This window comes from Halomonas sp. AOP43-A1-21 (genome assembly GCF_052376775.1).
Lineage (GTDB): Bacteria > Pseudomonadota > Gammaproteobacteria > Pseudomonadales > Halomonadaceae > Vreelandella > Vreelandella colorata.
In genome coordinates, this window is record NZ_JBQSWC010000003.1 from 12,956 (window position 1) to 33,880 (window position 20,925).

The 20,925-nt window shown below is 55.7% G+C and carries 18 protein-coding genes and 1 other RNA gene; 9 read left to right on the forward strand and 10 right to left on the reverse strand.

Translation table 11 applies throughout. The features are described 5' to 3' along the window. Positions 1–85 precede the first annotated feature (85 nt). Together pepP and ACT3R7_RS02395 are read right to left on the reverse strand one after the other, a co-directional pair. Positions 86–1,423, reverse strand: coding sequence for a Xaa-Pro aminopeptidase (gene pepP / locus ACT3R7_RS02390; RefSeq protein WP_192536728.1), 1,338 nt, complete (start codon positions 1,421–1,423; stop codon positions 86–88). A gap of 15 nt (positions 1,424–1,438) precedes the next feature. Beyond that, positions 1,439–2,017, reverse strand: a complete 579-nt coding sequence (locus ACT3R7_RS02395) for a UPF0149 family protein (protein WP_192536729.1) — start codon at positions 2,015–2,017, stop codon at positions 1,439–1,441. Positions 2,018–2,177: 160 nt separating this feature from the next. Here ACT3R7_RS02395 and ACT3R7_RS02400 point away from each other — a divergent pair, with 160 nt between their 5' ends. The 3 genes from ACT3R7_RS02400 (at position 2,178) to ACT3R7_RS02410 (ending at position 3,348) form a co-directional block, all read left to right on the forward strand. After that, positions 2,178–2,477: a cell division protein ZapA gene (locus ACT3R7_RS02400; protein ID WP_192536730.1), complete on the forward strand. Its 300-nt coding sequence runs from the start codon at positions 2,178–2,180 to the stop codon at positions 2,475–2,477. Positions 2,478–2,530: 53 nt separating this feature from the next. Further along, a non-coding RNA gene (gene ssrS / locus ACT3R7_RS02405) (6S RNA) lies at positions 2,531–2,714 on the forward strand. 7 nt (positions 2,715–2,721) lie between these two features. Further along, a complete protein-coding gene (locus ACT3R7_RS02410) occupies positions 2,722–3,348 on the forward strand; it encodes a 5-formyltetrahydrofolate cyclo-ligase (RefSeq protein ID WP_192536731.1) in 627 nt (208 codons plus the stop codon). Between the two features lie 386 nt (positions 3,349–3,734). Here the strand turns inward: ACT3R7_RS02410 and ilvA are convergent, their stop codons facing one another. Then, positions 3,735–5,249: a threonine ammonia-lyase, biosynthetic gene (ilvA, locus tag ACT3R7_RS02415; RefSeq protein ID WP_192536732.1), complete on the reverse strand. Its 1,515-nt coding sequence runs from the start codon at positions 5,247–5,249 to the stop codon at positions 3,735–3,737. A gap of 199 nt (positions 5,250–5,448) precedes the next feature. Here ilvA and rpiA point away from each other — a divergent pair, with 199 nt between their 5' ends. Beyond that, entirely contained in the window at positions 5,449–6,120 is a 672-nt protein-coding gene (gene rpiA, locus ACT3R7_RS02420; protein WP_192536733.1) for a ribose-5-phosphate isomerase RpiA, read from the forward strand. Here the strand turns inward: rpiA and waaA are convergent. Genes waaA through ACT3R7_RS02435 form a run of 3 tightly spaced genes read right to left on the reverse strand, consistent with a single transcriptional unit; the run spans position 6,117 to position 9,938 of the window. After that, positions 6,117–7,421 carry a lipid IV(A) 3-deoxy-D-manno-octulosonic acid transferase gene (gene waaA / locus ACT3R7_RS02425; protein ID WP_192536734.1) on the reverse strand — a complete coding sequence of 435 codons (1,305 nt, stop codon included), beginning with the start codon at positions 7,419–7,421 and terminating at the stop codon, positions 6,117–6,119. The genes rpiA and waaA overlap by 4 nt on opposite strands. Then, positions 7,421–8,851, reverse strand: coding sequence for a bifunctional D-glycero-beta-D-manno-heptose-7-phosphate kinase/D-glycero-beta-D-manno-heptose 1-phosphate adenylyltransferase HldE (hldE, locus tag ACT3R7_RS02430; RefSeq protein WP_496198743.1), 1,431 nt, complete (start codon positions 8,849–8,851; stop codon positions 7,421–7,423). The genes waaA and hldE overlap by 1 nt, the downstream gene beginning before the upstream one ends. Further along, positions 8,841–9,938, reverse strand: coding sequence for a glycosyltransferase family 9 protein (locus ACT3R7_RS02435; protein WP_018918379.1), 1,098 nt, complete (start codon positions 9,936–9,938; stop codon positions 8,841–8,843). Before ACT3R7_RS02435 ends, hldE begins: the two co-directional genes overlap by 11 nt. Between ACT3R7_RS02435 and ACT3R7_RS02440 the strand changes: the two genes are divergently transcribed. Next, on the forward strand, positions 9,937–10,662 hold the full coding sequence (locus ACT3R7_RS02440) for a 3-deoxy-D-manno-octulosonic acid kinase (RefSeq protein ID WP_496198744.1): 726 nt from the start codon (positions 9,937–9,939) through the stop codon (positions 10,660–10,662). The two genes, ACT3R7_RS02435 and ACT3R7_RS02440, sit on opposite strands and share 2 nt — an antisense overlap. 66 nt (positions 10,663–10,728) lie before the next feature. Here ACT3R7_RS02440 and ACT3R7_RS02445 read toward each other — a convergent pair whose 3' ends face one another. Continuing rightward, positions 10,729–11,847, reverse strand: a complete 1,119-nt coding sequence (locus ACT3R7_RS02445; RefSeq protein WP_496198745.1) for a glycosyltransferase family 4 protein — start codon at positions 11,845–11,847, stop codon at positions 10,729–10,731. A gap of 84 nt (positions 11,848–11,931) precedes the next feature. Here ACT3R7_RS02445 and ACT3R7_RS02450 point away from each other — a divergent pair, with 84 nt between their 5' ends. Beyond that, positions 11,932–12,987: a glycosyltransferase family 9 protein gene (locus ACT3R7_RS02450; RefSeq protein ID WP_192536739.1), complete on the forward strand. Its 1,056-nt coding sequence runs from the start codon at positions 11,932–11,934 to the stop codon at positions 12,985–12,987. Here ACT3R7_RS02450 and ACT3R7_RS02455 read toward each other — a convergent pair. Beyond that, the gene (locus tag ACT3R7_RS02455; RefSeq protein WP_441675185.1) at positions 12,946–13,710 is read right to left on the reverse strand and encodes a glycosyltransferase family 2 protein; all 765 of its coding nucleotides are present in this window, start codon (positions 13,708–13,710) and stop codon (positions 12,946–12,948) included. The two genes, ACT3R7_RS02450 and ACT3R7_RS02455, sit on opposite strands and share 42 nt — an antisense overlap. 164 nt (positions 13,711–13,874) lie before the next feature. Between ACT3R7_RS02455 and ACT3R7_RS02460 the strand changes: the two genes are divergently transcribed. Next, a complete protein-coding gene (locus ACT3R7_RS02460; protein WP_496198746.1) occupies positions 13,875–15,527 on the forward strand; it encodes a sulfatase-like hydrolase/transferase in 1,653 nt (550 codons plus the stop codon). Here the strand turns inward: ACT3R7_RS02460 and waaF are convergent. Next, entirely contained in the window at positions 15,517–16,560 is a 1,044-nt protein-coding gene (gene waaF / locus ACT3R7_RS02465) for a lipopolysaccharide heptosyltransferase II (protein WP_496198747.1), read from the reverse strand. The genes ACT3R7_RS02460 and waaF overlap by 11 nt on opposite strands. After that, positions 16,553–17,509, reverse strand: a complete 957-nt coding sequence (gene rfaD, locus ACT3R7_RS02470) for an ADP-glyceromanno-heptose 6-epimerase (RefSeq protein WP_496198748.1) — start codon at positions 17,507–17,509, stop codon at positions 16,553–16,555. The genes waaF and rfaD overlap by 8 nt, the downstream gene beginning before the upstream one ends. A gap of 126 nt (positions 17,510–17,635) precedes the next feature. On the opposite strand from rfaD, the gene glyQ reads away from it, so the two are divergent. Next, a complete protein-coding gene (gene glyQ / locus ACT3R7_RS02475; protein WP_026285791.1) occupies positions 17,636–18,595 on the forward strand; it encodes a glycine--tRNA ligase subunit alpha in 960 nt (319 codons plus the stop codon). Continuing rightward, positions 18,596–20,662: a glycine--tRNA ligase subunit beta gene (gene glyS, locus ACT3R7_RS02480; protein WP_496198749.1), complete on the forward strand. Its 2,067-nt coding sequence runs from the start codon at positions 18,596–18,598 to the stop codon at positions 20,660–20,662. Positions 20,663–20,925: the final 263 nt, after the last annotated feature.

Sequence of the window (20,925 nt, forward strand, 5' to 3'; positions counted from 1 at the left end):
GTCTCCTGTTACTTAACTCACCACCACTTTGTAATGGTGTAATGTAATTTACATAATGCCAACTCAAGCCGTATGGAACTACTTATTATTTAACCATCAGCGCTTCAATGTCAGCTACTTGCTTTGGCACATCCAACGTCAGGTTTTCATGACCATGAGTAGTCACCACCAGATTATCTTCGATGCGGATACCTACGCCCCGATAAGGCTCTGGGATATCATCTTCATCAGGAATATAAAGACCCGGCTCAACGGTCAAAACCATTCCAGCGGCAAGCGGGCGCGGTGTCTGCTCATCCAGCCGGTAGGTGCCCACATCATGAACATCCAGGCCCAGCCAGTGAGAGGTGGAATGCAGGTAAAAGCGTCGATAGCTTTCATCATCGATTCGCGCCTGTACATCGCCTTCCAGCAGGCCCAACGTCATCAGTCCCGCGGTTAGATCCTTCACCACAGTCTGATGGATATCGATAAGCGTGGCGCCAGGTTTTACCGCCTCGACTGCCCGCTCCTGGGCATCAAGCACGACCTGATAGAGGGCTCGCTGCGCATCGCTAAACCGGCCGCCCACCGGAAAGGTGCGCGTAATATCGCCTGCATAGAGATCAAACTCTACACCCGCATCAATCAACACCAGTGTGTCATCGACTAACCGCGCATCGTTCTCAATATAGTGCAATACACAGGCATTGGCGCCGCCGCCCACAATGGTGCTGTAGGCGGGCGCACTGCCGCCCTGCCAGACAAACTCATGCTCAAGCTCGGCCTGCAGCTGGTACTCGAAAAGCCCGGGGCGAGATACCTGCATAGCGCGCACATGGGCCTTGGCCGACACCGCGGCGGCGTGACGCAACAGGTCAATTTCCGCTGCGCTTTTAATCAGACGCATCTCATGAATCAATCCACTAACGTCAAGCCAGCCCTTTAACGGCGCCTGCCCACGACGAAGCCCGGCCAGCGCGGCAGAAAAAGCTTCTTCGGCAATGCCTAGCGCGTCGGGATTAGCCAGCGGCATATAAAGCAGTTCGCGCCCTTCAAGCAGAGCGGGTAACAGCGTTTCACGATCAGCATTTTCAAATGCCTGATCAATACCATGCTCGCGCTCAACGCCTCGGGCACCCAGACGACGGCCGGTCCATGCTTCCTTCGTCGGGTCGCGGTCCTGGCAGAACACAATACTTTCTCCCGCCTCACGCCCCGGCAGCAGAACCAACAGCGCATCAGGTTCGATAATCCCGGTCAGATAGTAAAAATCGCTGTTTTGACGAAACGCGTATTCGCTATCGTGAGAACGGGTAACCAGTGAGGCGCCGGGCAGTACAACCGCTGCATTGGCAGGCAACTGCGCCATCAAAGCGTCACGGCGCGTGCGATACTCACTCACGGTGATCGCGGGCGGCCGGGGAAGTAGCTCAGGCAACATACAGACTCCGAAAGATTAGTGAACGGGCGCGTCGGCTTGCTCGACCTGGGGTTTACCCGGGTGCTGCTCGGTATACAGCAGCATGGCTGCCATACGTACATGCTCAGTCAGGGCAAATAGATCGTTTTCATTTTCAGGACTGTCGTCGATATCTGTTTCGATGTGGCCGATGCCCGCCAAGTCGTCAATGGCTTCACACAGGGTTTGCGACCAGCGCTCGCGAAGCTCCCCATCCACTACGTCCTCGACCACTTCCATAAAGCCCAGCGTCCACTCTTTTAGCCCCTGGGCCTGCTCACCTAACGAGAACAGCTCATCAGGCAGTAGCGGGGCGAAGTTCAGGTCGCTGGCGCTAAGTGCTTCCAGCGTTTGCCGACGCCAGCCCAACAGACGCTCCGCGCTGGCCTGATCGCGAGGCTGCTCAACCCCCAGGCTGATGCACACTTCTTCAAGCCAGGCTTCTGCGCTGACATCACGCAGCGCCAAAAGCGCACTTAAGCGACCATCCAAAAAAGCCGGTGACTGCATGCTTCCATGCAACAGAAAAACATCGGCAACGTCAGAAAAATCCTGGCGTTCATCGATCAGTGACATAGTAATAACTCGCTGTGTAAATGGATCATACGTTAAGACATCCCGGCATCTTGCGCGTTGACCCCGCGCAAGCGCCTCTCTTATAGTGAGCGACGTCTGTTTTTCCTATGCCATGATGTTAACGCATTGGGCCCCTCGCTGGCCCGCGCCGGAGCTTTAAATGAGTAACGCCAAGCGGCCAACGAAAGAAATTACCCTTCTCGGGCGCAGCTATATGATTGCCTGCGATACAGGAGAAGAAGCCAAGCTTGATCGCGCAGCTCGCTACCTGGACCGTGCCATGAATGGCATTAATGCACAAAGTGGCACCCTGGGCAGTGAACGGGTCACGCTGATAGCAGCGCTTAATATCACCCATGAGCTACTGGAAGCCCTGGATGAGCATCGCGCAAGCGAAGCCAACTTAAACCGGTTGAACGATCGCCTTGAGCAGGCATTGGCTAAAACCCGCCAACCTTAGTTAACCTTTCACTCAACACTTTGGCATCGCCGCTGGCTCTGTTAGGATAGCGGGGTTCCCTGGGGTGTACGCCAGTCGTTATAGTCCCTCGAGCCTATGCGCAGTACCCAGGGGGCCAAATGCTAGTCAGACCCGTGTGCATGTCCGTGCGTCGGAAAGCCTGACGGTCTGGCTGCGGCCACCCACTCTGAACCAGTAGGTTCAGGGCCAGAATGACAGCGGCACTCTGGGGAACACTTATTTTATGGATAGCCTGCATCATCCTGAGGCCAAGCGCGCCCTGCGCCTTAAGCTGCGGCGTAAACGCTTTGAATTATCAAAGCAAGAGCAGCGCCAAGCCGCTCGTCGCCTTTGTCAGCAACTTAAACACCTGCCTGAAATTCAACGTGCTCGGCGTATCAGCTTATATCTGCCGGTAAACGGTGAAATTGATCCAACCCCTCTGTTGTCCTGGTTTCGTCAGCGAAATGTCGACGTCTATCTGCCCGTACTGCGTCCGCTCAGCGATAACTCACTCTGGTTTGTGGCTTACCACGCCAACACGCCCATGGTAAAAAACCGCTTTGGCATACCAGAACCGGATACACGCTTTGCCGCTCAACGCCGCAACCGGTTACCCGCCTGGGCCTTAGATACGCTTATCGTGCCGCTGGTGGGCTTTGATGCCCAGGCTAACCGCATGGGCATGGGCGGCGGCTTTTATGACCGAAGCCTAGCCTTTATGCGTCGCCCAGGCCCTGCGCCTGCGTTAATCGGTGTTGCCCATGCCTTCCAGCAGGTTGAATCGCTACCCGTGGAACCTTGGGACGTACCCTTAAGCGCCGTCGTCAGCGACCTTGGCGTGGTGCGGGCAGGCAAAAAAAAGAGCTGACCCTGTAGGGGTCAGCTCGTATCGCCTTATAGTGACGGGCGGTGATGCCCTGACGTTACGGTTAACTTCCCGATAACGCTTGCGCATAGCCAGTGGCCAATACGCCTAATAAAAACACCACCGTTAATGCCATCACCATATCAGGCTTCTTACGCCGCATGCCGCTTCTCCACCACTTACGCCATTGCACTAGTGCATCATCCCAACTCATTGAGAGGGGATGAGGCTTCTCATAAATTCGCTGATGACTATAGGACTATAAGGGCCTCAATGACAACGGCAAAACAGACTATTTTTTAGCTTATTTAGACGTTTTGATAATTTATCAGCCCTTGGCAGCCCTGGACTAAGCGGTTAGTAACTACTTACCTACACAAAGCAGCTTATTACGCCATAAACAGTCGGTAAGCCGGATTGTCACTTTCATTCCAATAGCGATAGCCAATCGCATCCAAATAATCAGCAACATGCGTCTGGTCGCTGCTGGGCACCTGCATACCGACCAATACGCGTCCGTAAGCAGCCCCGTGATTGCGGTAATGGAACAGTGAGATATTCCAGTCATGGGGCAGCTGGGTCAGGAAGTTCATCAGCGCACCCGGGCGCTCAGGGAACTCAAAGCGGTAAAGCTCTTCTTCAAAATGCACGCTTGGGCGACCACCGCTTAAATGCCGAATATGCAGCTTGGCCAGTTCATTATCGGTTAAGTCTTCTACCTGATAACCGCCCTCACGCAGCCTTTCGATGACCGCCTGACGGTCTTCACCGCCGGGCTTTACCTGAACGCCGACAAAAATATGCGCTTCTGTGGCATCCGCGTAGCGGTAACTGAACTCGGTAACCATACGTTTACCCAGCGTGCGGCAAAACTTTTTAAAGCTGCCAGGTTTTTCGGCAATGGTGACCGCCAAAATGGCTTCACGCTGCTCGCCAAGTTCCGTGCGCTCGGCAATATGCTGCAGACGATCAAAGTTGGTGTTAGCGCCCGAATTGATGCATAAAAGCGTTTCACCCTCAGCGCCGGTTTGCTGCACGTATTTTTTCAGACCGGCCAGCGACAGCGCGCCAGAGGTCTCAGCAACCGCCCGGGTATCCTCAAAAATATCTTTAACGGCGGCACACATCTCATCGGTATTGACCGTGATCACATCATCGACCAGGTCTTTCACCAGCGAGAACGGTACTTCGCCAATTTGCGCGACCGCCACGCCTTCAGCAAATACGCCCACCTGATCGAGTATTACGCGCTTGTTGGCTTTTAGCGCGGCTTTCAGGCAAGCGCTGTCTTCGGCTTCAACGCCAATGATTTTAATGTCCGGGCGCAGATACTTGATATAGGCCGCCACACCGGCGATCAGCCCGCCGCCGCCCACGGGCACGAAAATAGCGTCCAGGCGTCCGCTATGCTGACGCAGGATTTCTACCCCAATCGTGCCTTGGCCCGCGATCACGTCAATATCATCAAAGGGCGGAATATAGGTGTAGCCATGCTCTTTGATCAGTTCTTGGGCATGCTCGGCAGCAGCGGCAAATGCATCGCCTTTAAGCACGACCTTGGCTCCCCGGGCACGCACGGCCTGGACCTTGATTTCCGGCGTAATGCGCGGCATCACGATCACCGCCTTAACACCCATCAATTTTGCTGCCATGGCAAGGCCTTGCGCGTGGTTACCTGCCGAAGCGGCAATCACCCCCTTAGCTTTTTGCTCATCAGAAAGCTGGGCCATTTTGTTATAGGCGCCGCGGATCTTGAACGAAAATACCGGCTGGAGATCTTCGCGCTTAATCAAAATCTGATTGTTAAAACGACGCGACAAAAAGGGAGCAGGCGAAATCGGGGTCTCACAAGCGGCTTCGTAAACGTTGGCCTGGAGAATCTTTTTGACGGTAGCTTCAAGCATGCAGGTATCCAAAGGGAAAAAGCGTGATAGTGATGGCGGTCATTTCAAGCGTCTTTACAACAAGTGTTAAGACGCAAACAAAGCCTGTATTGGTAGCAGATTACGCCTGCCGACGTCTACTGTGTTTCCATCGGCAGCCAGCGATTTGGTCGGTATACTAGCGCAATAACTTCATTTCCCCGATCTACTAAGGCCCACTATGACACAAGATGAACTCAAAGCCGCCGTCGCGGACGCAGCTATTCACGAAATCACACCAGGGCTTGAAAAAGACACCGTGCTGGGCATCGGTACAGGCTCCACGGCGAACCTGTTTATTGATCGCCTGGGGCCGCTGCGCGACCGCTTTAAGGGCGCAGTCGCAAGCTCGGAAACCAGCGCCAAACGTTTGCAGAGCTTGGGTATTGAAGTGTTTGAGCTTAACAATGTCGGTACAGTACCTTTCTATATCGACGGCGCCGACGAAGTGAATGCTCACTTACATATGATCAAAGGCGGCGGCGCCGCACTTACCCGCGAAAAAATCGTCGCGGCGTGTGCCGAACGTTTTATCTGCATTGCCGATGGTTCAAAACGTGTGGATACACTGGGTGACTTCCCTCTGCCCGTCGAGGTAATTCCCATGGCGCGCTCCTACGTTGCGCGTGAGTTGGTTAAGCTGGGCGCCGACCCGGTGTATCGCCCGGGTGTGGTCACCGATAACGGCAACCAGATCATCGACTGCTACGATTTTATGATTGAAGATCCGATCACCATGGAAGCCAAAATCAACGCCATTGTGGGCGTGGTGACCAATGGCCTGTTTGCCGCTCGTGGGGCTGACGTACTGCTGCTGGGTAAAGAAGGCGGCGTCGAGCGCAGCGTGCGCTAAGGGCTAGGGCGATAAGGGCTAAGCAACGCCTCGAGGCCATTCAGAGTGCGTGCAAGCGCGCCTTGGCTGGCCTTGATAGCGGATTGACCAGCCTGGCCTTCTTGTAGACAACGCGCTGGATCAGCGAAGCGGCTGCGTAACGCCTTTACTAAAGCGCCCACATCTTCCACCAGCGTGAGTGCCCCCGCGGTCTGCAGGGGCTCGGCCACATCGACAAAATTTTCCATATAGAGGCCGCTGAGGACGGGTTTGCCTAGCGCTGCCGGCTCAAGCACGTTATGCCCGCCAAGCGGCACTAAACTACCGCCCACAAACGCTACCTGACCCGCGCCGTAGAGGATGGCAAGCTCACCCAGCGTATCGCCGATATAAACTTGCGTCGCCTGGGTAACGGGTTCGCCCTGGCTGCGTCGGCTCATCTTCCATCCTTCCGCCTTACACAGTGCCGCGACTTCATCAAAGCGCTGCGGGTGGCGCGGAGCGAGCACCAGCAGCGCATCAGGATACTGGGGTAGCAACTGGCGATGCGCTTCAAGCAGCAGCGCTTCTTCGCCGTCGCGAGTAGAACCGGCGACCCAAACAGGCCGCCTGCCCCACTGGGTAAGTAAACGCTCACTTTCAGCTAAAGCGCTGTCCGGCAGATCCATCTCAAACTTTAACGACCCAACCACTGCCGTTTTTGAGATCGTCGCGCCGAGGGTTTTAAACCGCTCTGCATCGGCATCGGACTTGGCTGCCAGCCAATCGACATCGGCCAGCGTGTGGGCCATTAATGAAGCGATTTTCTGATAGCGTTTAAATGCTCGAAGCGAGAGTCTGCCGTTGACCACGGCGACCGGCACTTTGCGTTGCTGGCAGGCGGAAAGCAGGTTGGGCCACAGTTCGGTTTCAAACATGATGGCCAGCTCCGGTTTTACCTGACGCACAAAGCGTTTGGCCGCGCCGGGGAAATCCAGGGGTAAAAAGCAGTGTGTGAGCCGGTTGCGATCCGATTGCGGCTCATCCATCAACGCCTGCACCTGTTGGGCACCCGTCGCGGTCATGGTGGTCAACAGCAGGCTATGGCGCGGGTAGCGGGCAAGCAGGCCATCAATAAGCGGGCGGGCAGCGCGTACCTCACCGACCGACGCACAATGCAGCCAGATGCGCGGCGACGCAGGTAGCGCGCCAAGGCACAAGCCTAGCCGCTGCCAGCGTGAGTAAGTGGGCACTTGCTCGCGCCAGATGCGCCAGCCAATCAGCGGAGCAAGTGCATAGAGCACCGCCGAATAGCCAAGCCGCGGCCAGTTGATTCGACCCATTAGCCTTCGCGGTCCAGAATAGAGCTGATCATCGCGGTCGTCGATACGCCATCTTCAAACCCGAGGACCTTCACCTCTCCCCCGTTGGCTCGAACGGCTTCCCCTCCCGCGATATCATCAGGATGGTAATCACCGCCCTTGACCAGAATATCGGGCAGAACGGCTTCAATCAGCGCTTGCGGCGTGTCATCACTAAACGGCACAACCCAATCGACCGCGCCAAGACCTGCCAGCACCTGCATACGCCGATTAAGCGGGTTGATGGGCCGCTTGGGGCCTTTCAAACGGCCAATGGACGCATCATCGTTGACCGCGACAATCAAGCGATCCCCCAGGCGCTTGGCCTGCTCCAGGTATGCAACATGACCCGCATGGAGAATATCAAAGCAGCCGTTGGTCATAACGACCCGCTCGCCGCGCAGTTGAGCGGCACGTACTGCGTCAATCAGCGACGCCTGCTCAATCACGCCGAACTCGGCGAGCTTATCGCCATGCAGCGCGGTATATAGCTCGGCTACGGATAGCGTCGCGGTGCCGGGCTTGGCGACCACCAAACCGGCTCCCAGATTCGCCAGCATCATGGCTTCCGGCAGGCCGTGACCAGCGGCAAGCGCAAGGCCCATCAATCCAATCACCGTGTCGCCTGCGCCGGTAACATCAAAGACTTCCTGGGCACGCGTAGGCAGATGAATAGGCGCCAGCCCTTCACGAATCAGGGTCATGCCTTTTTCACTCCGGGTGATTAAAAGCGCCTCCAGCTCAAGTTCGGCACGTAGCGCTTCCCCACGCTTGGCAAGCTCGGCATCGCTTGCGCATGGACCTACGACGGCTTCAAATTCCGTCAGGTTGGGGGTAATCAAGCTCGCCCCGCGATATTTGCTGAAGTCCTGCCCCTTGGGGTCAATCAGCACGCGTTTGCCGTGGGCGCGCGACTGGGCGATCAGCCGTTCGACCTGATTGAGGGTGCCTTTACCGTAGTCAGACAGAATCACTACATCGCAGTCAGGCAGAGCCTGCTCTACCTGAGACAGCAGGTCATTGGTATCGACGTTATCCAGACGCTGCTCAAAATCCAGGCGCAGCAACTGCTGGTTACGGCTCATCACACGCAGCTTGGTAATCGTCGGTATATCGCCACTGCGCTGAAAGTAAGTACTTACATTGGATGTATGCAGCTGGGCTTCCAGCAGGTTGGCGTTGTCGTCATCTCCCACCACACCCGCCAGTGCCACATGTCCCCCCAGCGAGGCCACGTTGAGGGCCACGTTGGCGGCACCACCAGGTCGATCATCCGCATCTTCAACACGAACCACCGGCACCGGCGCTTCTGGTGAAATGCGCGAGGTGCCGCCGTGCCAGTAGCGGTCGAGCATGACATCACCAACGACCAGTATATGAGCGTGTTCCAGGGCGGTTAAATCAACTTTCATGGGTAAGTCCTGCGGCGGTGTCTGGTGCTGTATGGGCTAATAGCGCATCCAGATGGGCAATAACGGTATCGGTTTTAATAAGCTGCATCGCATCCTGATGGCGTACCCGCTGTCCCCAGGTCACTTCATCTACCGATTTATGCAGATAGGCGCTTACGGCGTCGGGGTAGGCATTGACGGCAAAGTCGCGCCAGCAATAGGGCGCTGCTCGCTGAGGATTGGTGGTGGCATAGAGACCCAACGTAGGAGTGCCCATAGCATTGGCCATATGTGCCGGGCCGGTATCCGGGGCAATTACTGCTCGCGCCTGACCAATTAGCGCCAGTACGCCTTTCAGCGAGGTGCCACCAATGGCGTTGATTACGCTATCTGGCTGGCACAGCTTTTCTATCTGCTCGCCTATCTCGCGCTCAAGCGAGCTGCTTCCCCCGGTCAAAACGCTTTTTAGACCGTGGTGGACCCAGGCATGTTCAATGACGCTGGCGTAGCCCTCAACCGACCAGTTACGAAAGTTACGCAGACGTGCGTTGCTGCACGGGTTGATGACCAAATAGGGTGACTCGCCGCTGATGACCCGCGCCTCATCAAGGGCTGTGACCGGCACCGGCATGTTCCACTCCAGGCGATCATCGGTCACGCCCAGCAGCCGGGCAAAATCCATAAAGGATTCCAGCACGTGTGCCTGGGCGTGGGGCTTCAACTGGTGCTGGGTAAACCAGTGTTGGGCATCCTTGGCGCGGGCTTTGTCATAGCCCACGCGAACGTTGGCCTTGAGCCCCAACGACAGAATACTGGCGCGGATCGCCTGCTGCATATGCAACAGCACGTCAAAGCGCGTATCAGCAAGCTCACGCCACAGGGTACGCATGCCGGCAAGCCCGGTCGACTTGTCGTAAACGACAAACTCGACCCCGGAAAGTCCCGCCAGTAGACTGTGCTCCCCCTTGCCGATAATCCAGGTAATACGCGCACGGGGCCACTGGCGTTGCAATGCGCGTACCGTTGGCACGAGATTGCACACATCTCCCAGAGCGGAGAGGCGCAAAATGGCAATGTGGTTGGGTTCAGCAGGCAACGAGGGCTTCATGCGCTTAACGGCACTCCGGCAAAAAAATAGTCTGATGTTACATGATGCAGACAGTTTAAGTGACGCACCGGGATCACACAAAATCCAGCCGCGTCTATTTACGGCCGATTACTGGCGCCAGCAAGCCCTGGTGGTAGGCGAAGCGCCTGGCCGGGGAAGCAGCCTTTTTCTACAAGCAACGCCTAGCCAACAGTGGGTACTGCGTCCCTACCGGCGCGGCGGCATGGTAGCCAAGCTCAGTGAAAAGCGTTACCTATGGACAGGTGCCGAGCGTACCCGTGCGTTTCAGGAGCTAAGATTAACCGCGTCGCTTTTTGAGCAGGGCCTGCCAGTGCCCGCACCGATCGCCTGCTGCGTAACGCGCCACGCTCTTACTTACGAGGCGGCGCTGATAACGGTGAGAATCCCAGGGGCCCAAGCATTTGCCGCTCTACTCGCTGACGATAAAGCCGATAACGCACTGCTTACGCGAGTAGGCGCAATGATTAAGCGCTTTCACGCTGCAGGGCTTGATCATGTCGATCTTAACGCACGCAACATACTGGTTGACCCAGGCAACACACCCTGGCTAATTGATCTGGACCGCTGCCGCCTGCGCCCGCCGGGCAAGTGGCAAGCCGCTAACCTGGCACGCCTTTCCCGCTCGGTGGCTAAATTCAGCCACCCGTCCCAAGTAGCTGATGACGTGATGGCCTGCATTCATGAAGGCTATGTTAATAGTTAATAAAAACGGTGCTAATAAAAACGACGTTCATACAAACGATGTTCCTAAAAACAATGCTCATAAAAACTAGGCAGAAGCACTGTAAGCCTCAATTAAGCGCTTCACATGCTGTTTGTTGCTGAAGTGCTGCTCGACGCGCTGCCGGGCGGCTTTGCCCATACTTTGACGCGTGGCGTCATTACGCACCATGGCATCCATCGCAGCGCACCATGCGCTAATGTCGTGAGGACCTACTAAGACGCCTGAGGCGCTATCGACCAACTCTGGCAGCGAGCCGGTATTTGACCCAATAATCGGCATGCCACATGCCATTGACTCAATAATCGTCAGGCCAAAGGCTTCGTTTTCTGAGGGAATACACACTAGATCGAGCACCGGCAGTATGTCGGTTAAATCGTTACGGTGACCCAGGAACGTAATCTTGTCTTCCAGCGCGGTATCCACAATCAGCGCCTGTAAACCCTGATAAAAGCTTTCCACACCGCCTGAATCGTAATCGGTGCCACCGATAGAGAGCGCATAGAAATTCAGCTCAGGATCAAGCTCAAGCAGCGCTTTCACCCAGATATCCTGGCCCTTCCCCGGCGTTACGCGCCCAGGCAACCCAATCACGACCGCGTCACGAGGAATGCCCAGCGCATCGCGCTTGATGCGAATGGCGTCCAGATCATAACAAGGCCGGTACTTATTGGTATCGACACCATGGGGCAGGCAGATAACCTGTTCACGATTGACGGGCAGATTGCTGACATTACGCTGGTAAGTCGCCTGGCTAATGGATAAAACACGATCCACTTTGCCGTAAGCAAACCGGTGATAAGGGTTCTTCTTGGGCCGCTGCCCACCGACATGATCGGTATAAAGCACTCTCAAGCCAGGCATCAAACACTTTAATAACGAGCTTAATCTTAAGTCACTCGACTTATGGCAATGAACAACGCGGACGCCTTCCTGTATTAGCCAACGACGAAGGCTGATGACACGCGCCAGCGCGCTTGCATTACTTTTAAAGGCTTTATATGGCACGTTATTCTGCTGCATATACGCTTCCACCTTAGTGTTTTCAAGGCAGATGCCGATGACCTCCCAGCCCTCGTCTTTCAGGTCACCCATTACGCGATCGACATATAGCTCCATCCCGCCTTTGCCGTCGGACATACATAGTTGCAGCACTTTATTTGCCATCACCTCACCTACCCAGCTACGCACCGTTAAACAATGAATACAATCTCTTGTAGTATACAGGCTGCAATTAACGGGGCTTAAACCATGGCGAAGAAATTGCTCGTTGTTCGCAACGACAAAATCGGTGACTTTATGCTGGCATGGCCGGCGCTGGCATGCTTAAAAAGTGCATCGCCTACCCCGCATATCACGGTATTGGTGCCCGCTTACACTGCGCCATTGGCCAGCGCGTGCCCGTGGGTCGACGAGGTCATTATTGACCCTGGCCGCCAGGCTGACGCTGCGGCTCAAAAAGCCTTGCTTGCCGAGGTCAAAGCCGCCCAATTTGATGCTCTGCTAACGCTTTTCTCAACCCCGCGTATTGGCCTGTTGGGCTGGCGAGCGGGAATACCGCTGCGCGTCGCACCGGCGACCAAGTGGGCACAGCTGTTTTATAACGCTCGAATACGCCAGCGCCGCTCTCAATCGGCAAAGCCTGAGTACCAGTACAACGTGGATCTGGCCTGCGAGCTGTTGGCAAGGCTTTCGCTTAAGCTTACAGCACTCCCTTCGCCGCCCTTCTGGCCGCTAAGCGATACGCAGCGCCAACGGCAAGTGTTGCTCGAGACTACTCGGGAAACTAACCCAGAAGCTGACAGCCCCATCGTTGTCGTGCATCCGGGTAGCGGTGGCTCGGCGGTTAATCTCTCACTTGATCAGTACGCGGCGCTTATTGCGCTCATCAATCAGACGACCGACAACGTTAGCTGGCTAATCAGCGCAGGGCCTAGTGAAGACGCCCATGCCGAGGCGCTGGTCGATCAGCTAGCTCAGACAGGCATTACTGCCAGACGCCTGCCCGCTAGCCAAAATGTGGCTGATTTTGCTCTTCAGCTTGCCGGCGCCGATATGTTGATCGCGGGCTCAACCGGCCCGCTGCATATTGCTGGCTGCCTGAATATTGCCACTGCAGGATTTTACCCCGCCAAACGCTCGGCCACGCCGCTGCGCTGGCAAACCTGCAATAGCGCCGAAAAACGCCTGGCGTTCAGCCCACCGGCCGTGGCCAACCAGCAGGATATGGCGGCGATTGATATAGCAACCGCCGCCCAAGAGATATCAGCGCTTCTCAGGCGCGGACGTGCGGGTGCGAATCCATAGGTCGGCATATTTATTAAACGTTGAGTGCGCTGAGAGTAGCGCCAGTAAAAAGCCCTGCTTACCGTCTTTAAAGCCGGCCTTTAGCAGATACATTTTGATAAAGCAGGCAAGCCCATGGATGAAGCCGCTACCCAGCGTCGCGGTTTTGCCCTGCGCGGCACGCTGCTCTGACCACGCTTGGGCATAGTGGGCAGATTTTTCTAAGTAGTGGCGCAAATCACGATAGGTGTAGTGAAGCAGATCCCCCGTAAGTCGCTGAACGCTCAGGTTCTCCGGCACCACGAGTTTTTCATGCACAAGCGCTGCGTTATAGGAAGCCTGTGCTTTGGGGTAGAGGCGCAGCACCCGGTCCGGGTACCAGCCGGAATGGCGGATAAAGCGTCCAAAGCACCATGAGAGGCGGCAAGCACTGTAAACGGCGGGCGGCTGTTGAACCGCCTTGAGAATGCTGTCGCGCAGTTGTGGCGTCACACGCTCATCGGCATCGACCATCAATATCCACTCATGGCGGGCCAACGCCTCTGCCCGTTGACGCTGTATGCCAAACCCCTGCCAGTCAGTGTTAACGCTGACGTTATCCGTATACTCACGCGCAATCGCACAGGTTTCATCCTGGCTGCCCGCGTCCAGCACGACGATCTCATCGGCCCAGGTCAGCGTATCCAGACACTCACGTAAATGATGTGCTTCATTTTTAACAATTAAAACGGCAGAAATTGGCACAGATCACCTTCGCCAGTCAGGGTTAGTAAGCGCGTAGAGCCGCGCATTTTGCCAGGGTGCCTCAATATAAATGCTAGCACGCCCATAACAATATGAATTGCGCATTACGATAACAACATTTGGTAAGCTTAGAGGCTTACTTTGGGATATCGAAGGGATACGGCATGCCCACCTTGACATCATTTAAGCTTACCCCTTGGCTGCCATTGGCTATGATTGGCCTCAGCCTGGGTTATGCCGCAACCGTATTAACCCGCCTACCTTGGTGGACACTGCTTCTGATCGCAGCGATCTGGATTGGTCTTGGGCTCAAGCTTGCCTGGGGCAAGCCGCTAAATGCCCGTTATCGCAGAATATGGCCGTGGTCATTGGTACCGCTCAGCTTGATGGGCGTGTATGTCTATTTAGCCGACAGCTTTGGCAGTGTTGATTTAGGCGCGGTGTTCTTCCATTTGCAGGCTGGCATCGCCGAACACGGTGGCGCTGGCAAAATGATCTCCGCCATTATGTATATTGTCGTTATGGCGGGTGTCTTATGGTCGGTGACCTGGCTTGCACGCCACGACCAGCGTTGGCGCCTTGCCGAGCGGTACTTTGCTATTGTTTTGTTAGCCGCCAACCCGCTGCTATATGGCTTGGGTCAACGCAGCGTGGCGATTGTGGCAGATGACGGTGAGTGGCTTAATCGACGCTATATGCCGCCGCCCACGGACGAACAGCAGCATAAGCCGAACCTGCTAATTATGTACCTGGAAAGCCTTGAGCGTACTTACGGCAACGATATTTTTGATGACGCCTATGCGGATCTAAACACTCTGGGTGAACAAGGGCTGGTATTTGAAGGCATCCGCCAGATGGAAAACACCGGTTGGACCATGGCAGGCATGATTGCCAGCCAGTGTGGCGTGCCGCTAATGCCCGCAGGGCTTTTACACGATACCCAGTTTGAACCGCTCACGCACGTGGTACCCGGCGTTGACTGCCTAGGCGATATTTTAGCCGCCCACGGCTACCGGCTGAGCTATTTAGGCGGTGCTAGCACTCAGTTCGCAGGTAAAGGGCTTTTCTATCGCGGCCATCAGTTTAATACCGTCAAAGGTAAAGAGGAGTTCGCGCCTAAGCTTGAAGACCCTGAGTATATAAATAGCTGGGGTATTTATGACGATACCCTTTACGATTTCACCGCTGATGAAATACGCCGTTTGGATGAAGAGGATAGCGGGCCCTGGGCAGTGGTTAATCTTAACCTTGCCGGCCATGCGCCAAGCGGCTTCCCGTCCCAAACATGCCTTGACCGGCAGGGCGAGTTTGACGGCCAGGATATCCTTTATTCGGTAGAGTGCTCGGCTTATGAGGCGCGGGTATTTATTGAAGAGCTACAGCAGGAAGGCTTATTGGATAATACGCTGGTCGTCGTTCTTAGCGACCACCTCACCATGCGGGTTTCCGTCTGGGATCAACTGACGGCACTCGATCGTGACAATACGCTGATTATGCTGGGCGATCATATCGAGCCTCAGCGCATTCGCCGTGACGCCACCATGCTGGATGTTTTCCCCACTATATTGGAGACAATGGGCTTTGAGCTTAACGAACACCGGGCCGGGCTTGGGGCCTCACTAATCAGTGAAAAGCCGACGCTGGTTGAAGTGCACGGTATTGAAATACTCAACGAGCGTCTGCGCCAGGAAACGGCCCTGCAGCACCGCTTATGGGAAGGGCTAGCCCCTCAGCGCCGCGAGGAAGAGCCGCAACCGACAGTGCAGGTCACCGAAACGCCAGCCGATCAGGCCGGCGAGATCGAAATTATTTATTAATGATGCCATTTTTGCGCTGCTGGTCAGCGTGCATTGCCTGATACACCTGCTCCACCGTCAGCTGGTTCAAGCAGTTGGTATGCCCCAAGGGGCAGGTGCGCTCAAAACACGGTGAGCAATAAAGCCCCAGATAATGAATTACCGCATTATCGGTAAGCGGCGGCGTATAGGCCGGTGATGAGGAGCCGTAAAGCGCATGAATACGCACGCCTACCGCCGCCGCCACATGCATTAGCCCCGAATCATTGGTCACCACCTGCGAGCAGTCAGCCAGCAGGTCGACGGCATCCGCCAACTGGGTTTTGCCACACAGGTTATGTGCGTGGGAAAGCCCGGCAACGATCGTCTCACCGGCATCATGATCTTTCGGCCCACCCAGCACCCGCACTTCAAAACCGTCGCCAATAAGCCGCTTGGCCAGGTCGTGAAAATAGGCCAACGGCCACTGTTTGGCAGGGCCGTACTCGGCCCCCGGCATCATGCCAATGGCCGGGCGCGACGACAATGTATGCGCCAAGCGCAGATTAACCAGGTTATCCCGGTCAATGTTCAAGCGCGGTCTGGGAATAGCGAAGTCGCCGTTGAGCGTTTCTTCAAGGGGTAAGCCCAGCGATACAAACCGCTTCACGGTCTGATCCAACACCTGCTTATCGAGCTTGCGGCGCTCCTTTAAAAGCCCATAGCGGTGCTCGCCTAGAAACCCCACCCGCTCTGGAATCCGCGCCATAAACGGCACCAGCGCGGCCTTCCAGGAACGCGGCAGCACAATGGCGCAATCAAAACGCCCGCGCAACTGATTCGCCAATTCGCGCCGGTTGGCCAGGCCGAACTCGCCATGGCCCACGCTCAACGGCAAGACTTTATCGACCTCTGGCATGCGCTCTAAAATGGGCTGCGACCACGCTGGCGCAACAACGCCTAGCATGGCCCCAGGATGGCGTGCCTTCAGCGTCATAAACAGGCTTTGCGCCATGACCATATCGCCCACCCACGAGGGGCCGACCACCAGCAGACGCTTGGCGGAATTAGCCATTCAGCCACTCCAGGTAGGCTTTAACACCCTGGGCGACGGTTTTGAACTCCACATCGCAGCCTGAATCACGCAGATGGCTAATATCAGCGCGGGTATAGCTCTGGTAGCGGCCTTTCAGCTCTTCAGGGAAGTCGACGTAATCAATCTGGCCCTTGCCATAAAAGTCGATGACCGCTTCACCAATTGCTTTAAACGGCTCTGCCCGGCCGGTACCCAGGTTAAAAATACCCGATGCCTGGGGGTTATCCAGAAACCATAGGTTTACATCTACCACATCGCCCACGTAGACGAAATCACGGCTCTGCATACCCGCATCAAAGCCGCCGTAAGCGCCAAACAGTTTCAGATTCTCGCCGTTACCGATTTGCAGGTGGTTGTGGTAGGCAACGCTTGCCATCTTACCCTTGTGCTGTTCACGCGGGCCGTACACGTTGAAATAACGAAACCCAACAACTTGTGTCGTCAGCTCGTTCCACCGCGAACGCACATGCTGATCAAACAGCAGTTTGGAGTAACCGTACACGTTGAGCGGTTTTTCATGCTCGGGGGCTTCTTTAAATATTTCGCTCCCGCCATAGGTGGCCGCCGACGACGCGTATAGAAAAGGGATGCCGAACTTCTCGCAGTAGTTGAGCAGCACCTTGGAATACTCGAAATTGTTTTCCATCATGTAGTGACCATCCCACTCTGTAGTATCAGAGCAGGCGCCTTCATGGAAAATCGCATCGATCTTGGGCAGGTCGGTTAGCTCACCGCGTAACGCCGCTTTAACCCTGGCAAGAAAGTCGTCTTTATCCAGATAGTCAGCTAGCGTGCAGTCGGCCAGATTGACAAACTTAGTGCCGTCACGCAGGTCATCCACCACCATGACATCGTCACGACCGCGCGCATTCAGTGCTTTGACAATGTTGGCACCGATAAAACCGGCTCCGCCTGTTACAACGATCATCTCGCTCTCCTTACCTAAAGCGGTTGTGTTGGCTTACGTGCCTATTAGCATACGTGCCTATAACCCATCTGCTTGGGATTGTATACTTGACGGCTTATGAATTCATGGCCAACGGTGCTTTCTGCGATGAGTGTCTCGACAAACCAATCGACGCCTGATGTGTCGACCTTCCAAGGCTTGATCCTTGCTCTGCAACAGTACTGGGCAGAACAGGGCTGCGTCATCCTCCAACCCCTCGATATGGAAGTCGGCGCGGGTACGTTCCACCCCGCCACATTCCTGCGAGCCATTGGCCCGGAATCCTGGAATGCAGCTTATGTTCAGCCTTCCCGCCGCCCGACAGATGGCCGTTACGGTGAAAACCCCAACCGCCTGCAGCACTACTATCAGTTTCAGGTGGTAATGAAGCCCTCGCCAAGCAACCTGCAGGACCTGTACCTTGGCTCGCTTAAGCGCTTAGGCCTGGACCCGCTGATCCACGATGTGCGCTTTGTAGAAGATAACTGGGAGTCCCCTACTTTGGGCGCCTGGGGTCTTGGCTGGGAAGTATGGCTCAACGGCATGGAAGTTACCCAGTTCACCTACTTCCAGCAGGCGGGCGGCATCGAATGCTACCCCGTGACCGGCGAGCTCACCTATGGCCTTGAGCGCATTGCCATGTACCTGCAAAACGTCGACAGCGTCTACGACCTTGTTTGGGCCATTGCCCCAGACGGCAGCCAAGTGACTTACGGCGATGTGTATCTGCAAAACGAGCGTGAGCAGTCCGCCTACAACTTTGAACACGCTGACGTGGACCATCTTTTTGCCGCCTTCGATCATCAGGAAGGTGAGTGCAGCAAACTGCTGGACGCCCGCCTACCGCTGCCTGCCTATGAGCAGGTATTGAAGGCCTCGCATACGTTTAACCTGTTGGACGCCCGCCACGCGATTTCCGTGACCGAACGCCAGCGTTTTATTCTACGCGTGCGCACCATGGCGCGAGACGTCGCCGCTGCTTACTTTGAGTCGCGCAAAGCCGAAGGCTTCCCCATGGCCCCGGAGGCTCTTCGCCGCGAACTACTCGCCGACCAGGGAGACGTATAAATGGCTGTTGATACGCTTTTATTAGAACTAGGTGCCGAGGAGTTACCGCCGACGGCACTGGATGCGCTCTCCGATGCGTTTGCCGCAGGGATTGAAAAAGGCCTTAAGGAAGCTGAGATACCTTTCCAGAGTGTCAAAGCCTACGCGACCCCCCGCCGCCTAGCGGTACAGGTCAGCGAGCTTGCCGACAAGCAGCCCGATCGTGAAGTAGAGCGCCGTGGCCCGGCACTGGCTGCCGCCGTTAAAGACGGCGTACCTACCAAAGCCGCCGAAGGTTTCGCGCGCTCATGTGGCGTTAGCGTGGACGAACTGATCCATCTGGAAACCGACAAGGGCACCTGGCTTGGCTTCCGTGAACAGCAGCAAGGCGAAAGCATTCAGACGCTTTTACCCGAAATTCTGCGTAAAGCCATTCAGGGCCTGCCGGTGCCCAAAAACATGCGTTGGGGTGCGTCTCGTATTGAGTTCTCCCGCCCGGTGCATTGGCTGGTTGCCCTGTATGGCAGCGACGTCATCGCCGCCGAAGCGTTAGGCCTTCAGGCGAGCTGCACGACTTACGGTCACCGCTTCCATGCCCCGAACGCGATTCAGCTCAAGCATGCCGATGAGTACCTTGCCACGCTAGAGAATGCCTATGTACTGGCAGATCGTGAGCAGCGTCGTGAGCGTATTCGTGAACAGGTGCTGTCCGAAGCCGAAGTGCAGGAAGCCAATGCGGTAATCGACGAAGCCCTGCTGATTGAAGTCAGCGGCTTGGTGGAGTGGCCGGTAGCGCTTACCGGTAGCTTTGATGAGCGCTTTTTGGACGTGCCGGCGGAGTGTCTGATCTCCTCCATGAAGGCCAACCAGAAGTACTTCCACCTGCTGGATGATCAGGGCAAGCTCAAGCCGCTGTTTATCACTATCTCCAACATTGATAGTGCCGACCCGCAGCAGGTGATTTCGGGTAACGAGAAAGTCATTCGCCCACGCTTGGCCGACGCCGCCTTCTTCTACGATACCGATCGCAAACAGAGCCTTGCCTCGCGTATTCCACAGCTTGAAAGCGTAGTGTTCCAGCAGCAGTTAGGCACTCTGGCCGACAAGGCGCGCCGCACCACCGCGATTGCTACCTTTATCGCACAAAAGATTAATGGCGATGTGGCTAACGCTCAGCGTGCTGTGGCGCTTGCCAAGTGTGACCTGGTCACTGAGATGGTGCTCGAATTTCCTGAGCTGCAGGGCATTATGGGTCGCTACTACGCCGAGCAGGACGGTGAGCCTGCCGAAGTCGCTCAAGCCATTGAAGAGCAATACCTGCCGCGCTTTGCCACCGACGCCATCCCGCAAAGCCTTACCGGGCAGACGCTGGCGCTGGCGGACCGCCTAGATACGCTGGTGGGCATCTTCGGTATTGGCCAGCGCCCAACCGGTGCCAAAGACCCCTTCGCACTGCGTCGCGCCGCCATTGGCGTACTCAATATTCTGATTAAAGGCGAACTGGCTCTTGATCTGCGTGAGCTGTTAGACGCGGCTGTTCAGCAGCACCAGGCCCTGCCCAAGGCTGAAGGCCTGGTTGATGACGTGCTGACCTACATGCTTGACCGCTTCCGCGCCTGGGGGCAGGAAGAAGGCATTAGCGCAGAGATGTATCTGGCCGTACGTGCGCGCCCGGTTACCAACCCGCTCGACTTCGCCCGCCGCCTGCGTGCCGTGAAAGCCTTCGCTCAGCGTGATGAGGCCGCTGCATTAGCCGCCGCCAATAAGCGTGTGTCTAATATTTTGAGTAAACAGGAACACAACGGCAGCTTAGAGGTTGATGCAAGACTTCTGCAGGAAGACGCCGAGCAGGTGCTGTTTAAAGCCGTTACCAGCCGTCAGGAGCAGGTAGCACCACTGTTTGGTACAGGCGATTACCAGCAGGCGCTGGACGTTCTAGCAACCCTACGTGAGCCTGTAGATGCCTTCTTTGATCAGGTAATGGTCATGGCAGACGATGAGGCCGTGCGCAACAATCGTTTAGCACTCCTGGCTAGCCTTCAAGCGCTCTTCCTGGCCGTTGCTGATATCTCCTTACTCCCTCAATAATCTCCTTCCCTTCTACCTTTTGCCGGTGGCTTTAAGCCGCCGGTAAAAGGCATTTCTTATTTACCTCTCTATTTATCTTGTCAGCGTTTATAGCGGTGGCATTGATTTCGCTGTAAGCACACCTGCATCAGCGTGAAACTAGCAGGATGGCTATTCACATAGACAGTCACCGCTGAGTGGGCTGACTGTATTTTCGAAAAATCTATCGTATTGCCTCACTTTGTTTCACGTGAAACATCGTGAAAAATAATCGATTTTTGGTA

Coding starts and splice junctions, on each gene's coding strand:
- pepP (WP_192536728.1), bottom strand. CDS start 1,423: ATGTTGCCTGAGCTACTTCCCCGGCCGCCCGCGATCACCGTGAGTGAG.
- ACT3R7_RS02395 (WP_192536729.1), bottom strand. CDS start 2,017: ATGTCACTGATCGATGAACGCCAGGATTTTTCTGACGTTGCCGATGTT.
- ACT3R7_RS02400 (WP_192536730.1), top strand. CDS start 2,178: ATGAGTAACGCCAAGCGGCCAACGAAAGAAATTACCCTTCTCGGGCGC.
- ACT3R7_RS02410 (WP_192536731.1), top strand. CDS start 2,722: ATGGATAGCCTGCATCATCCTGAGGCCAAGCGCGCCCTGCGCCTTAAG.
- ilvA (WP_192536732.1), bottom strand. CDS start 5,249: ATGCTTGAAGCTACCGTCAAAAAGATTCTCCAGGCCAACGTTTACGAA.
- rpiA (WP_192536733.1), top strand. CDS start 5,449: ATGACACAAGATGAACTCAAAGCCGCCGTCGCGGACGCAGCTATTCAC.
- waaA (WP_192536734.1), bottom strand. CDS start 7,421: ATGGGTCGAATCAACTGGCCGCGGCTTGGCTATTCGGCGGTGCTCTAT.
- hldE (WP_496198743.1), bottom strand. CDS start 8,851: ATGAAAGTTGATTTAACCGCCCTGGAACACGCTCATATACTGGTCGTT.
- ACT3R7_RS02440 (WP_496198744.1), top strand. CDS start 9,937: ATGCGCTTAACGGCACTCCGGCAAAAAAATAGTCTGATGTTACATGAT.
- ACT3R7_RS02435 (WP_018918379.1), bottom strand. CDS start 9,938: ATGAAGCCCTCGTTGCCTGCTGAACCCAACCACATTGCCATTTTGCGC.
- ACT3R7_RS02445 (WP_496198745.1), bottom strand. CDS start 11,847: ATGGCAAATAAAGTGCTGCAACTATGTATGTCCGACGGCAAAGGCGGG.
- ACT3R7_RS02450 (WP_192536739.1), top strand. CDS start 11,932: ATGGCGAAGAAATTGCTCGTTGTTCGCAACGACAAAATCGGTGACTTT.
- ACT3R7_RS02460 (WP_496198746.1), top strand. CDS start 13,875: ATGCCCACCTTGACATCATTTAAGCTTACCCCTTGGCTGCCATTGGCT.
- waaF (WP_496198747.1), bottom strand. CDS start 16,560: ATGGCTAATTCCGCCAAGCGTCTGCTGGTGGTCGGCCCCTCGTGGGTG.
- rfaD (WP_496198748.1), bottom strand. CDS start 17,509: ATGATCGTTGTAACAGGCGGAGCCGGTTTTATCGGTGCCAACATTGTC.
- glyQ (WP_026285791.1), top strand. CDS start 17,636: ATGAGTGTCTCGACAAACCAATCGACGCCTGATGTGTCGACCTTCCAA.
- glyS (WP_496198749.1), top strand. CDS start 18,596: ATGGCTGTTGATACGCTTTTATTAGAACTAGGTGCCGAGGAGTTACCG.